Genomic DNA, 15,026 nt, shown 5'->3' on the forward strand with positions numbered 1-15,026 from the left:
GTGTTGATGGTGATACCACGCTCACGCTCTTCCGGTGCCTTGTCGATCTGGTCGAAGGCGAAAGCTTTACCACCGAAGTGCTTGGCCAGCACGTTGGTGATGGCGGCGGTCAGGGTGGTTTTACCGTGGTCAACGTGGCCGATGGTGCCGACGTTTACGTGCGGTTTATTACGCTCAAATTTTTCTTTAGACACGACGTAGTCCTTCTAGGTTAAACCCGCCTACCGTCGTAGGCGGGGAATCTTAAATTACTTGGATTTGCGCTCTTCGATCACGGCCTGGGCGACGTTGGTCGGGGCATCGTGATACTTGGCGAATTCCATGGCGTAGGAAGCACGACCCTGGGTAGCAGAACGCAGGGAGGTGGCGTAACCGAACATTTCGGCCAGCGGCACCAGCGCACGTACGATCTTGCCGGACGGGCCATCTTCCATGCCTTCGATCAGGCCGCGACGACGGTTCAGGTCACCGATCACGTCGCCCATGTAGTCTTCCGGAGTCTCGACTTCGACCTTCATGATCGGTTCGAGCAGTACCGGGTTGGCCTTCATGAAGCCAGCCTTGAACGCCAGAGAAGCAGCGATCTTGAACGCCAGTTCGGAAGAGTCGACATCGTGGTAGGAACCGAAGTGCAGACGCACACCCAGATCCATTACCGGATAGCCTGCCAGCGGGCCGGACTTCAGCTGCTCGCGGATACCCTTGTCAACACCCGGGATGAATTCACCCGGAATCACGCCACCCTTGATGTCGTTGACGAATTCGTAGGCTTTGCCTTCTTCCAGCGGGTACATGTCGATAACGACGTGACCGTACTGACCACGACCACCGGACTGCTTGGCATGCTTGCCTTCGATGTCCTTGACGGTGTTGCGGATGGTTTCACGGTAGGCAACCTGCGGCTTACCTACGTTGGCTTCTACCTTGAACTCGCGACGCATACGGTCAACGATGATGTCCAGGTGCAGCTCACCCATACCGGCGATGATGGTTTGACCAGATTCTTCGTCGGTCCATACGCGGAAGGACGGATCTTCCTGAGCCAGACGGCCCAGAGCCAGACCCATCTTCTCCTGGTCAGCCTTGGATTTCGGCTCAACGGCGATGGAGATTACCGGCTCCGGGAATTCCATACGCTCCAGGATGATCGGTGCGCTTTCGTCACACAGGGTATCACCGGTGGTGACGTCCTTCAGGCCGATGGCAGCAGCGATGTCGCCTGCGCGAACTTCTTTGATCTCTTCACGCTTGTTGGCATGCATCTGAACGATACGGCCGAAACGCTCGCGCTTCTCTTTAACGGAGTTCAGCACGGAGTCACCGGAGTTGACCACACCGGAGTAAACACGGAAGAAGGTCAGGTTGCCCACGAACGGGTCGGTAGCAATCTTGAATGCCAGAGCAGAGAACGGCTCGTCATCGGAAGCGTGACGCTCGTCCTTGGTCTCGCCATCCAGCTTCAGACCGTCGATAGCAGCAACGTCGGTCGGAGCCGGCAGGTACTCGACCACGGCATCCAGCATGGCCTGTACGCCCTTGTTCTTGAACGCGGAGCCACAGGTAACCAGGATGATTTCGTTGTTCAGAACACGCTGACGCAGAGCTTTCTTGATCTCTTCTTCAGTCAGTTCTTCACCACCCAGGTATTTTTCCATCAGGTCTTCAGACGCTTCAGCAGCGGCTTCAACCAGGTTCATGCGCATTTCTTGCGCCTGTTCCAGCAACTCAGCCGGGACGTCTTCGTAGTCGAAGGATACGCCCTGGTCAGCTTCGCTCCAGTTGATGGCTTTCATCTTGACCAGGTCGATAACGCCCTTGAAGTTCTCTTCGGAACCGATGTTCAGTTGCAGAGGAACCGGGTTACCTTTCAGACGGGTCTTGATGTGCTCAACGCAGCGCAGGAAGTTGGCACCGGTACGGTCCATCTTGTTGACGAACGCGATACGGGGAACCTTGTACTTGTTAGCCTGACGCCATACGGTTTCAGACTGGGGCTGTACGCCACCTACGGCACAGTACACCATCACGGCGCCATCCAGAACACGCATGGAACGCTCTACTTCGATAGTAAAGTCAACGTGGCCCGGGGTATCGATGATGTTGATACGGTGCGGTTGGAACTGTTTACCCATACCGGACCAGAAAGCGGTGGTCGCGGCGGAGGTGATGGTGATACCACGCTCTTGTTCCTGTTCCATCCAGTCCATGGTGGCGGCGCCATCGTGAACTTCACCGATCTTGTGACTTACACCGGTGTAAAACAGAACGCGCTCGGTAGTAGTAGTCTTACCGGCGTCGATGTGAGCGGAGATACCGATATTACGATAACGCTCAATGGGGGTTGTACGAGCCATTGTCATCCTCTTACTAGGGCGCTTGTCCCCAGATAATTAAAGGTGCGCAGAGTCATAAGACCCTGCGCAAGCGGATTACCAGCGGAAGTGAGCGAAGGCCTTGTTCGCTTCAGCCATACGGTGAACGTCTTCACGTTTCTTGACAGACGAACCCTTATTGTCAGCGGCATCCAGCAGCTCGCCAGCCAAACGCTGAGCCATTGATTTTTCACCACGTTTACGAGCGGCATCAACCAACCAGCGCATTGCCAGAGCATTGCGACGTACCGGACGAACTTCTACCGGCACCTGATAGGTTGCACCACCGACGCGACGAGATTTAACCTCGACCGCCGGACGAATGTTGTCCAGAGCGACTTCGAACAGGGCCAGGTGCTCTTTGCCAGATTTGGTGGCAATGATGTCCAGGGCGCCATAAACGATGGCTTCTGCAACAGATTTCTTACCGTCAACCATTACTACGTTGACAAATTTAGCCAGCAGCTCAGATCCGAACTTGGGATCCGGCAGGATTTTACGCTGACCAACAACACGACGTCTTGGCATTTCAAATTCTCCGTAACTTCAGGGGTTACCCAAAACTAGAAAGTTATCTAACTAGAAACGAATTAACGTTTGGCCTTACTTAACGGAGAACCATTAAGCTTTCGGACGCTTCACGCCGTACTTGGAGCGAGCCTGCTTACGGTCTTTAACACCGGCACAGTCCAACGCACCACGAACGGTGTGATAACGAACACCTGGCAAGTCTTTTACACGACCGCCACGGATCAGAACAACAGAGTGCTCTTGCAGGTTGTGACCTTCACCACCGATGTAGGAGGTGACTTCGAAGCCGTTGGTCAGACGTACACGGCATACTTTACGCAGTGCAGAGTTAGGCTTCTTCGGGGTGGTGGTGTATACACGGGTGCATACGCCACGCTTCTGAGGGCACGCTTCCAGCGCCGGCACGTTGCTTTTCACAACGAGCTTGATGCGTGGCTTGCGAACCAACTGGTTAATAGTTGCCATCAAAAGGCTCCTGATAATGACTTCATAAACGTGTGAAAAATCCTCCCCGCAGATACGGGGACGCGAAATTTTATGCCCTGTTGTCTGGGGAGTCAAGATTTATACAATTTGCACACCGAAATGGCAAATGACAGTCGAATGACATTATGCTAAGCAACTGAGATAAAAAGGAAAACCAAGCCTAACCGCCCCAGGTCTGCGGTGATCCGTGCTCGGCGATCAACCTGATCAAACCCGGCATATCGAGTTCCATCCCGATCCCGGATGACAAGCCTCTCGCTTGCAGGTCTTCCTTCATGACGTACAGGGGGACCTCTGCCAAGCGCTCGCACCACCCGGGGGCAGCCGCCGCCATCACGGCATCCTGCATCAACACCACCAGATCCCCTTCCATGCGGTAACGCAACGCCAACTCGAGATCCTGGCTCATGAAGGGAGAGTTCAATATCAGCTGTATCACGGGCACCTCAGAAGCAGATGTGGGTGGTGAAACCCGCCCAGCTACGGCGAATTTCCGCAGGAGAGAGCGGAATCACTGGGATTAGCAGATCCGCCGCCGTCAGTCCTCGCTCAGCCAGTGACACCGCACAGACATAGATCTCTTCGATGTCATACAGTTCCAGCATCTTGAAGGTCGGGGCGTAGTGACGCTGCAATATGGCGTGTGGTGATTGCTCCCTCACCAGTTGCATCACGCCATCCCCCACCAGAAAGAGTGCCAGGGACTCCGTCAATGCAGAGGTGGCCAGCAGAGCATCCAGCCCCTCCCGGCCACTCGCCGAACCATGGGGACCACGCCGTGAGATAAACGCTATTCTGGTCATTTTGTCCCCCTAGAACTGAACGAAGCGATCAGCGGTCAGTGCGGCTTCCGCCAACTGACCGAGCCCGCTCAGGCAGAATGGCGCTTCCAGATTGAAATGCTCCCGCCCCATTCCCTTGGCCTCCTGCTCATCCAGCACGCCACGGCGCATGGCCGCAGCCACACACACATCGATGCGGATACCCTGCTGGATGGCCAACTCGCGCCACAATGCCACCAGGTCGGTCTCATCGCTGGCTGGCGCATGGAGGCCATTGGCATTGCACACCCCCTCCTGATAGAAGAAGAGGTGGGACAAGCGGTGTCCCTGCTCGACCAGACTCAGGGCAAAACGATAGGCCGTGCTGGCCGTCTGGGTGCCATAGGCGGGCCCGGTGACCAGCAGAGCAAAATTCAGACTCATGATCGCACTCCTGCACAGCGGTGTATCCATTCTACCTCACAGACGCAAAAGCCCCTCCTGGGAGGGGCTTTTCCAATGAAACAGGCTCAGACGTAAGCGATGGCTTCGACTTCGACCAGTACATCCTTGGGCAGACGAGCGACCTCCACGCAGGAACGTGCCGGGGCGGACTCGCCAAAGTAGCGGGCATACACCTGGTTGAAGGCCACAAAGTTGTTCATGTCACTCAGGAAGCAGGTGGTCTTCAGCACCTTGCTGGTATCGGCCCCTGCGGCTTTCAAGACGGCAACCAGATTCTTCATCACCTGCTCTGCCTGAGCCTCGATGCCACCGGCAACGATGTCCATGGTGGCCGGATCGAGCGGGATCTGCCCGGAGGTAAAGACCAGCTCACCCAGCTTGGTAGCCTGGACATAAGGGCCAATTGCGGCAGGCGCCTTGTCGGTTGCAATCACTTCTTTAGCCATTGTTATCTATCCCCTATCTATGGCGCTTACTCGCTCTCTTCTTCACCCTGCTTGCGCTGTCGGATGTAGAGATACACGGTATGTTTGGAAATATTCAGCTTGTCGGCGACCAGGTTGATCGAGTCCTTGATATCAAATATGCCCTTCTCGAACAACTGGGTCACGATAAAACGGTTCTTGGCATTATTGGCCACGGAGGGATCACGATTGATCTCGTCGATGGTGTTGTCCACCGTCTGGGCAACCAGCTCTTCGACGCTGTTGGCGAAGGTCTCCGGTGATTGCCGCTCCACCTGCTGTGGCGTCGGGAAGAATTCGGCCACGAACTCGTGGAAAGGTGCATTGATGTGCAGGTTGATGCAGATAAGGCCGATCACCTGCTTGTCGCGGTTACGGATGGCGATGGTGCTCGACTTCATCAAGGCACCGGTCCGACTGCGGGCAAAATAACTCTGGGTGTGATCCTGACCCGTGCTCTCGATGTCCTTGAGCATCCGCAGGGCGAGATCGGTGATCGGCGCCCCCAGAGTTCGACCCGTATTGAAACCATTCGAGATTTGGATCACGGACTCATGCAGATTTTCCAGGGAGTGGAGCACCACCTCGCAGTGCTTGCCGAACAGATCGGCCAGGCCTTCGATAAGGCCCCCATATGAACGCAACAGCTCCCTGTCTTCGTCTGTAAAAGCGCGACCGCTCAGTTGCTCTTCGGGAAGCAGTACTTCCTCGATACCGACAGCCATGTTCTACCCCTGTAATACCCATTCAACTTTCCCGAGTTTTCAGTTGCGACGGGGCAATGTCAACTTTTTTTGATTTTTTGCTCTATAACCTTGCACTGGATCATCCCCCTGCCCCAGCCCAGTGCACGCTGGGCGCCGGATGGGAAATAAAAAAAGGGCCCCTAGAAGGGGCCCTTTTCGATCACTGCTGCGGAAGATTACTCTTCGTCAAAACTGCCGGCTGCGTTGAGCAGATCCGCCAGGTTTTGCTGAGCTTCATCGGCAGTCACCTGCGGCACACCGACAGCACGAGCTGCGGCGGCACGCTGGTTGATGCGGCTGTGGTGGTAGGCAAAGCCGGTACCAGCCGGGATCAGACGACCCACGATCACGTTCTCTTTCAGGCCGCGCAGTTCATCACGCTTGCCACCAACGGCTGCTTCGGTCAGCACGCGGGTGGTCTCCTGGAAGGAAGCCGCGGAGATGAAGGACTCGGTGCTCAGAGATGCCTTGGTAATACCCATCAGGATATGACGGTAGGTAGCCGGGGTCTTCCCTTCGGCAACCAGTTTACGGTTGGCGATCTTCACACGGGCCACTTCAACCTGTTCACCTTCGATCAGGTCGGTGTCGCCAGCGCTCAGGATCTCGCACTTGCGAAGCATCTGACGCACGATGACTTCGATGTGCTTGTCGTTGATCTTAACGCCTTGCAGACGGTAAACGTCCTGCACTTCGTTGGCGATGTAGTTGGCGACCGGGCTGATACCGCGCAGACGCAGGATGTCATGAGCAGACTCGGGACCGTCCGCCAGCACTTCACCCTTCTCAACTTTTTCACCTTCGAACACGTTGAGGTGACGCCATTTCGGAATCATCTCTTCATAGATCTCGCCACCATCGGTCGGGGTGATGACCAGACGACGTTTGCCCTTGGTCTCTTTCCCGAAGGAGATGGTACCGGAGATCTCGGCCAGGATGGCCGGCTCTTTCGGCTGACGTGCTTCGAACAGATCCGCAACGCGCGGCAGACCACCGGTGATGTCCTTGGTACCACTGGACTCTTGGGGGATACGCGCAACCGCGTCACCCACGCCCACGTTGGCACCATCTTCCAGGTTCACGATCGCCTTGCCCGGCAGGAAGTACTGGGCGGGAACGTCGGTGCCCGGGATCATCACATCCTTGCCATTCAGGTCGACCAGTTTCACGGTCGGACGCATCTCTTTACCGGCGCTCGGACGTTCGTTGACATCCAGCACGACGATGGAAGAGAGACCGGTCAGCTCGTCGGTCTGACGAGTGATGGTCACACCGTCGATCATGTGTTCGAAGTGCAGGCGACCCGCCACTTCGGTGATGATCGGGTGGGTGTGCGGGTCCCAGTTCGCGACGGTATCACCGGCGTTCACCGCTTCGCCATCCTTCACTTCCAGCACGGAACCGTAAGGCAGCTTGTGGCTTTCCTTGGTACGGCCCATCTCGTCCATGATGGTCAGCTCGGTAGAACGGGAGGTGATAACCAGCTTGTCAGAGTTGTTCAGAACGAACTTGGCGTTCTGCAACTTGATGCTACCGGTGTTCTTCACCTGGATGCTGCTCTCGGCAGCCGCTCGGGATGCGGCACCACCGATGTGGAAGGTACGCATCGTCAGCTGGGTGCCCGGTTCACCGATGGACTGAGCGGCGATAACACCGACAGCCTCACCCTTGTTAACCAGGTGACCACGGGCCAGATCACGGCCGTAGCAGTGAGCACAGTTACCGAAGTCGGTCTCACAGGTGATGGCAGAACGTACCTTCACGCGGTCGACGGAGTTGCGCTCCAGCAGGTCACACAGCTGCTCGTCGAGCAGGGTGTTGCGCGCTACCAGCACTTCATCCTCGGTACCCGGCTTGATCACGTCTTCGGCCACCACACGACCCAACACGCGCTCACGCAGCGGCTCGACCACGTCGCCACCCTCGATCAGCGGAGTCATCCACAGACCGTCGGTAGTGCCGCAATCGTCCTCGGTGATCACCATGTCCTGGGCCACGTCAACCAGACGACGGGTCAGGTAACCGGAGTTCGCTGTCTTCAGTGCGGTATCCGCCAGACCTTTACGAGCACCGTGAGTGGAGATGAAGTACTGCAGTACGTTCAGACCTTCACGGAAGTTCGCCACGATCGGCGTTTCGATGATGGAGCCATCCGGCTTCGCCATCAGGCCACGCATACCGGCCAGCTGACGGATCTGGGCGGCGGAGCCCCGCGCACCAGAGTCGGCCATCATGAAGATGCTGTTGAAGGAGGCTTGCTCTTCCTCATCGCCCAGGGAGTTGACGTTACGCTCCTTGGAAAGGTTGTCCATCATGGCCTTGGAGACGCGATCGTTCGCGCTGGCCCAGATATCGATAACCTTGTTGTAACGTTCGCCCGCGGTTACCAGACCGGACAGGAACTGGTCCTGGATCTCGGCAACTTCGGCTTCTGCAGCAGCGATGATGTCTTTCTTGGCATCCGGGATGACCATGTCATCGATACCAACAGAGGCACCGGACAGGGCCGCGTAGTGGAAACCGGTATACATCAGCTGGTCAGCGAAGATGACGGTATCCTTCAGGCCCTGCTTGCGATAGCAGGTGTTCAGCAGACGGGAGATGAGCTTTTTGCCCAGCGCCTTGTTGGAGACGCACTTGATCCAGTTCTGCGGGTTGGCGTCCAGGTCAGCCTGCTCTGCAGCAGTCAGTACCTTGGGCTCGTCAATCAGCGCGTACTCCATGCCTTTGGGCAGGATCAGGCTCAGGATCGCACGACCAACGGTGGTGTTCTTCATCTCGGTCTTGGCAACCAGCTCACCGGCTTCGTTCTTCACGTACTCGGTGATGCGGCACTTGACGCGAGCATGCAGGTCGGCCAGACCGGCACGGTAGACCTTCTCGGCCTCTTTAGGACCGGACAGCACCATACCTTCGCCTTTGGCGTTGATACGGGCACGGGTCATGTAGTACAGACCCAAAACCACGTCCTGAGAAGGAACGATGATCGGCTCACCGGAGGCAGGCGACAGGATGTTGTTGGTGGACATCATCAGGGCGCGCGCTTCCAGCTGGGCTTCCAGGGTCAGCGGTACGTGGACCGCCATCTGGTCACCGTCGAAGTCCGCGTTATACGCAGCACAAACGAGCGGGTGCAGCTGGATGGCCTTCCCTTCGATCAGGGTCGGTTCAAACGCCTGGATACCCAGACGGTGCAGGGTCGGCGCACGGTTCAGCAGAACCGGGTGTTCGCGGATCACTTCGTCCAGGATGTCCCAGACGACGGCTTCTTCGCGCTCCACCATCTTCTTGGCGGCCTTGATCGTGGTCGCCAGACCGCGGGATTCCAGCTTGCCGTAGATGAAGGGCTTGAACAGCTCAAGTGCCATCTTCTTCGGCAGACCGCACTGATGCAGACGCAGGGTCGGACCTACGGTGATAACGGAACGACCAGAGTAGTCGACACGCTTACCCAGCAGGTTCTGACGGAAACGACCTTGCTTACCCTTGATCATGTCGGCCAGGGATTTCAGCGGGCGCTTGTTGGAACCGGTGATGGCACGACCACGACGGCCGTTGTCCAGCAGGGCATCCACGGACTCTTGCAGCATGCGCTTTTCGTTGCGCACGATGATGTCCGGCGCAGCCAGATCCAGCAGACGCTTCAAGCGGTTGTTACGGTTGATCACGCGACGGTACAGATCGTTCAGATCGGAGGTCGCGAAACGACCGCCGTCCAGCGGTACCAGCGGACGCAGGTCCGGCGGCAGCACGGGCAGCACTGTCATGATCATCCACTCCGGCTTGTTGCCGGATTGCAGGAAGGCTTCCATCAGCTTCAGACGCTTGGTGGTCTTCTTGCGCTTGGTCTCGGAGTTGGTCTGATCCAGCTCCTCACGCATGGCTTTGACTTCGCCTTCCAGATCGATGGCGCGCAGCAGAGCCAGAATGGCCTCGGCACCCATCTTGGCGTCGAATTCGTCGCCCCACTCTTCCAGTGCGTCCAGATAGTTCTCTTCGGAGAGCATCTGGCTGCGCTCGAGGTTGGTCATGCCGGGTTCGATCACTACATAGGATTCGAAATACAGCACGCGCTCGATGTCACGCAGGGTCATGTCCAGCAGCAGACCGATACGGGACGGCAGGGACTTCAGGAACCAGATGTGGGCAGTCGGGCTGGCCAGCTCGATGTGGCCCATGCGCTCACGACGGACCTTGGTCTGGGTCACTTCTACACCGCACTTCTCGCAGATCACACCACGGTGTTTCAGGCGCTTGTACTTGCCGCACAGACACTCGTAGTCCTTCACCGGTCCGAAGATACGGGCGCAGAACAGACCATCACGCTCCGGCTTGAAAGTCCGGTAGTTGATGGTCTCAGGCTTTTTGACCTCACCGAATGACCAGGAGCGGATCATGTCAGGAGAGGCCAGACCGATCTTGATACTGTCAAACTCTTCGGTCTTGGTCTGAGCCTTCAAAAACTTGAGTAAGTCTTTCACGTGTTTCCCCTGTCAGGAGTCTAACCTCGGCGCCCCGGCTGCCGAAACAGCGGGGCGCCCACGTCAATTCTCGAACAATAAGAGCGAGCTCTTACTCTTCGTCCAGCTCGATGTTGATACCCAGAGAGCGGATTTCCTTCAGCAATACGTTGAAGGATTCGGGCATGCCCGGCTCCATACGGTGGTCGCCATCCACGATGTTCTTGTACATCTTGGTACGGCCGTTCACATCGTCAGACTTGACGGTCAGCATTTCCTGCAGGGTATATGCCGCACCGTAAGCCTCCAGGGCCCACACTTCCATCTCACCGAACCGCTGACCACCGAACTGCGCCTTACCACCCAGCGGCTGCTGGGTAACCAGGCTGTAGGAACCGGTAGAACGCGCGTGCATCTTGTCGTCTACCAGGTGGTTCAGCTTCAGCATGTACATGTAACCCACGGTGACCTTGCGCTCGAAGGCGTTACCGGTACGACCGTCGAACAGGGAGATCTGACCGGATTCCGGCAGATCGGCCAGCTTCAGCAAGGCTTTGATTTCGCGCTCTTTGGCACCATCAAAGACAGGTGTAGCCACCGGCAGACCCTTACGCAGGTTACCCACCAGGGTACGCACGTCGTCGTCAGACAGTTCAGCAATGTTCACTTGCTGGGAGTCCTTCTCGCCCAGGTCATAGACCTGTTGCAGGAACTCGCGCATCTCGTGCAGCTCACGCTGTTCTTTGATCATGCGGTCGATCTTCTCGCCGATGCCCTTGGCCGCGAGGCCCAGGTGCACTTCGAGGATCTGACCGATGTTCATACGAGACGGTACACCCAGCGGGTTCAGTACGATGTCGACCGGACGGCCGTACTCGTCATGGGGCATATCCTCGACCGGACAGATCTTGGAGATAACACCCTTGTTACCGTGACGGCCCGCCATCTTGTCACCCGGCTGGATGCGACGCTTGACGGCCAGATAGACCTTGACGATCTTCAGTACGCCCGGCGCCAGGTCATCGCCCTGGATGATCTTGCGACGCTTGTTCTCGAATTTCTTGTCGAACTCGGCCTTCAGCTCAACGTGCTGTTCAGCGATCTGCTCCAGCTCGATTTGCTTGGCTTCATCTTCGATGGCCAGCTCAAACCACTTGGAACGATCAAGCTTGTTCAGACGATCTTCGCTGTAACCGGCGGCCAGCAGCAGGTTGCGGGAACGGCCGAAAATGCCGTCTTCCAGGATCTTGAACTCTTCGGTCAAGTCCTTCTTCGCTTCCTTCAACTGCATCTCTTCGATTTCTTTGGCGCGCTTGTCTTTTTCCACGCCATCGCGGGTAAAGACCTGCACGTCAACCACGGTACCGTACACACCGTTCGGCACTCGCAGGGAAGAGTCCTTCACGTCGGACGCCTTCTCACCAAAGATGGCGCGCAGCAGCTTCTCTTCCGGGGTCAGCTGGGTTTCACCTTTCGGAGTCACCTTGCCGACCAGAATGTCGCCGCCCTTCACTTCGGCACCCACGTAGACGATACCGGACTCGTCCAGCTTGGACAGAGCGGCTTCACCCACGTTCGGGATGTCAGCAGTGATCTCTTCCGGACCCAGCTTGGTGTCACGGGAGATACAGGCCAGTTCCTGGATGTGAATGGTGGTCAGGCGATCTTCCTGAACAACACGCTCGTTCACCAGGATCGAGTCTTCGAAGTTGTAACCGTTCCACGGCATGAACGCGACGCGCAGGTTCTGACCCAGCGCCAGTTCACCGAGATCGGTGGACGGGCCGTCAGCCAGTACGTCGCCAGCCATCACCGGCTCACCCAACATCACGCACGGACGCTGGTTGATACAGGTGTTCTGGTTGGAACGGGTGTATTTGGTCAGGCTGTAGATGTCGATGCCGGCTTCGCCAGGCAGCAGCTCATCTTCGTTGACCTTGATAACGATACGGGAGGCATCGACATAGTCGATCATGCCGCCACGCTTGGCCACTACGGTCACACCGGAGTCAACGGCCACTGCGCGTTCCATACCGGTACCAACCAGCGGCTTGTCGGCGCGCAGGGTCGGTACAGCCTGACGTTGCATGTTTGAACCCATCAATGCGCGGTTCGCGTCATCGTGTTCCAGGAACGGGATCAGGGCCGCTGCCACAGAGACGATCTGTTGCGGGCTCACGTCCATGTACTGGATCTGGTCGGCGTTCATAAAGGTGGATTCACCTTTGTGACGGCACGGGATCAATTCATCTTTCAGACGGCCATCTTCGGTGGTCGCGGCGTTGGCCTGTGCGATCACGTACTTGCCTTCTTCAATCGCAGACAGGTAATCCACTTCGTCGGTGATCACACCGTCGATCACCTTGCGGTACGGGGTTTCGAGGAAACCGTACTCATTGGTGCGGGAATACACGGACAGCGAGTTGATCAGACCGATGTTCGGACCTTCCGGCGTTTCGATGGGGCACAGACGACCGTAGTGGGTCGGGTGTACGTCTCGAACTTCGAAACCGGCACGCTCACGGGTCAGACCGCCCGGGCCCAGCGCGGAGATACGGCGCTTGTGGGTCACTTCGGACAGCGGGTTGTTCTGGTCCATGAACTGGGACAGCTGGCTGGAACCGAAGAACTCTTTGACCGCGGCGGAGATCGGTTTGGCGTTGATCAGATCCTGCGGCATCAGGGTGTCCAGATCGCCCAGAGACAGGCGCTCCTTCACCGCACGCTCGACACGGACCAGACCGACACGGAACTGGTTCTCGGCCATTTCACCGACGGAACGAATACGACGGTTACCAAGGTGGTCGATATCGTCCACTTCGTCGTTACCGTTACGGATGTCGATCAGGCGCTTCATGACCTCGACGATATCGTCCTTGGTCAGCACGCCAACGCCAGTCTCGTCTTCACGACCCAAACGGCGGTTGAACTTCATCCGACCTACGGTAGAAAGGTCGTAACGCTCGGAAGAGAAGAACAGGTTCTCGAACAGCTGCTCGGCCGCTTCGCGAGTGGGCGGCTCGCCCGGACGCATCATGCGATAGATCTCGACCAGGGCTTCCAGGCGGCTGGAGCTGGAGTCGATACGCAGGGTCTCGGACATGTAGGCACCGTGATCCAGTTCGTTGGTGAACAGAACCTCGAAGTGCTTGAAGCCGGCTTGGGACAGGTTGGCAACCGCTTCCAGGCTCAGCGCCTGGTTGGCAGTGACAACCATTTCACCAGTCTGCGGGTGCGCGTAGTTCTTGGCTGCAACTTTGCCAACAACATACTCTACCGGCACCTCGATCTGGGTGATGCCGTCTTTTTCCAGCTGACGGATGTGACGGGCAGTGACACGACGACCGGTTTCAACCACCACGGCGCCATTGGCAATGATGTCGAAGGTCGCGGTCTCGCCACGCAGGCGCTCGGGCACCAGATCCATCATCAACTTGCCATCCTTGACTTCGAAACCGATGGTCTCGAAGAAGGTGGCCAGGATTTCTTCGGAACTGAAGTCCAGGGCGCGCAGAATAATGGAGGCTGGCAGTTTACGACGACGGTCGATACGGACAAACAGGTTGTCTTTCGCATCGAACTCGAAGTCCAGCCAGGAGCCACGGTAGGGGATAACGCGAGCGTTATAAAGCACCTTACCGGATGAATGTGTTTTGCCTTTATCGTGGTCGAAGAAGACGCCCGGGCTGCGGTGCAGCTGGGAGACGATGACCCGCTCGGTACCATTGATGACAAAGGTGCCGTTTTCGGTCATGAGCGGGATTTCGCCCATGTAAACTTCTTGTTCCTTGATGTCTTTGACGGTGCCGGCAGCTGCTTCACGGTCGTACAGAACCATACGAAGCTTGACACGCAGCGGCGCGGAGTAGGTCACTCCACGGATCTGGCATTCTTTTACGTCAAATACCGGCTCACCCAGGCGATAGCTGACATACTGAAGCTCAGCACTACCGGAGTAACTGGTGATCGGGAAAACGCTACGGAAGGCGGCTTCTAGGCCGTACTCACCTTCCGGGTCAGCCTCGATGAACTGCTTGAAGGAGTCCAGCTGAATGGACAACAGATAAGGCGTGTCCAGTACCTGGTCTCGCTTACCGAAGTCCTTACGTATGCGTTTTTTTTCGGTATAAGAGTAAACCATAGGGTTCCTCAGCTCGCTGATAAGTGACCCACTCTGTCCCCACGGGACAGCTCTGTCTCAACACCGTTTTGTGTTGGCCCGGACGATGAGGCGGTCCGGATTGCTGGTGCACCGAGAGTCGTGAACGGTGTGAAATACTCTCAGTCTACAGCGCAAAAAGGCTGGTGAATAAAGATTCACCAGCCTTAGCCTGTTTTATCAGGCTAATCTACATAAATGCAGATTATTTGATCTCAACAGAAGCACCGGCAGCTTCCAGCTCTTTCTTCAGAGCTTCAGCTTCGTCCTTGGACACGGCTTCTTTCAGATTGGTCGGAGCAGCTTCTACCAGGTCCTTGGCTTCTTTCAGGCCCAGACCGGTAGCGCCACGAACGGCCTTGATGACGGCAACTTTGTTGGCGCCAGCAGCAGTCAGAACTACGTCGAACTCGGTCTTCTCTTCTACTGCTTCAGCAGCAGCCGGGCCGGCCATGACGGCAGCAGCGGCAGAAACACCGAACTTCTCTTCCATAGCTTCGATCAGCTCAACAACTTCCATTACGGACATGGAAGCAACGGCTTCGATGATTTGGTCTTTAGTGATAGACATGACAAAAATTC

The 15,026-nt window shown here is 56.8% G+C and carries 12 protein-coding genes; all 12 read right to left on the reverse strand.

Going from position 1 to position 15,026, the window contains the following annotated elements:
- Window positions 1-194, reverse strand: a 194-nt coding sequence (locus tag J9893_RS00765; protein WP_231721118.1) for a GTP-binding protein, incomplete at its 3' end; no start/stop codon positions are given.
- Window positions 195-248: 54 nt separating this feature from the next.
- Window positions 249-2,354, reverse strand: a complete 2,106-nt coding sequence (fusA, locus tag J9893_RS00770) for an elongation factor G (protein ID WP_010675948.1) — start codon at window positions 2,352-2,354, stop codon at window positions 249-251.
- Window positions 2,355-2,429: 75 nt separating this feature from the next.
- A complete protein-coding gene (gene rpsG / locus J9893_RS00775) occupies window positions 2,430-2,900 on the reverse strand; it encodes a 30S ribosomal protein S7 (protein ID WP_010675949.1) in 471 nt (156 codons plus the stop codon).
- Window positions 2,901-2,993: 93 nt separating this feature from the next.
- Complete coding sequence (rpsL, locus tag J9893_RS00780) at window positions 2,994-3,368, reverse strand: 30S ribosomal protein S12 (RefSeq protein ID WP_005306278.1); 375 nt, start codon at window positions 3,366-3,368, stop codon at window positions 2,994-2,996.
- A gap of 181 nt (window positions 3,369-3,549) precedes the next feature.
- Window positions 3,550-3,828, reverse strand: coding sequence for a sulfurtransferase complex subunit TusB (tusB, locus tag J9893_RS00785; RefSeq protein ID WP_128273695.1), 279 nt, complete (start codon window positions 3,826-3,828; stop codon window positions 3,550-3,552).
- 7 nt (window positions 3,829-3,835) lie between these two features.
- The gene (tusC, locus tag J9893_RS00790; protein ID WP_029314860.1) at window positions 3,836-4,192 is read right to left on the reverse strand and encodes a sulfurtransferase complex subunit TusC; all 357 of its coding nucleotides are present in this window, start codon (window positions 4,190-4,192) and stop codon (window positions 3,836-3,838) included.
- Window positions 4,193-4,201: 9 nt separating this feature from the next.
- On the reverse strand, window positions 4,202-4,594 hold the full coding sequence (gene tusD / locus J9893_RS00795) for a sulfurtransferase complex subunit TusD (protein ID WP_010675952.1): 393 nt from the start codon (window positions 4,592-4,594) through the stop codon (window positions 4,202-4,204).
- 86 nt (window positions 4,595-4,680) lie between these two features.
- Complete coding sequence (locus J9893_RS00800; RefSeq protein ID WP_010675953.1) at window positions 4,681-5,061, reverse strand: RidA family protein; 381 nt, start codon at window positions 5,059-5,061, stop codon at window positions 4,681-4,683.
- Between the two features lie 26 nt (window positions 5,062-5,087).
- Window positions 5,088-5,804 (reverse strand): transcriptional regulator, encoded by a 717-nt coding sequence (locus J9893_RS00805; RefSeq protein WP_143236954.1) that lies wholly within the window; start codon window positions 5,802-5,804, stop codon window positions 5,088-5,090.
- A 197-nt stretch (window positions 5,805-6,001) separates the two neighbouring features.
- Window positions 6,002-10,306 carry a DNA-directed RNA polymerase subunit beta' gene (gene rpoC / locus J9893_RS00810; protein ID WP_010675955.1) on the reverse strand — a complete coding sequence of 1,435 codons (4,305 nt, stop codon included), beginning with the start codon at window positions 10,304-10,306 and terminating at the stop codon, window positions 6,002-6,004.
- Between the two features lie 91 nt (window positions 10,307-10,397).
- The gene (gene rpoB, locus J9893_RS00815; RefSeq protein ID WP_010675956.1) at window positions 10,398-14,426 is read right to left on the reverse strand and encodes a DNA-directed RNA polymerase subunit beta; all 4,029 of its coding nucleotides are present in this window, start codon (window positions 14,424-14,426) and stop codon (window positions 10,398-10,400) included.
- 223 nt (window positions 14,427-14,649) lie between these two features.
- Window positions 14,650-15,015: a 50S ribosomal protein L7/L12 gene (gene rplL / locus J9893_RS00820; RefSeq protein ID WP_010675957.1), complete on the reverse strand. Its 366-nt coding sequence runs from the start codon at window positions 15,013-15,015 to the stop codon at window positions 14,650-14,652.
- Window positions 15,016-15,026 lie beyond the last annotated feature (11 nt).

It is taken from the genome of Aeromonas sp. MaB10011B (assembly GCF_017939325.1).
In the GTDB taxonomy this organism is placed as follows: Bacteria; Pseudomonadota; Gammaproteobacteria; order Enterobacterales; family Aeromonadaceae; genus Aeromonas; species Aeromonas caviae.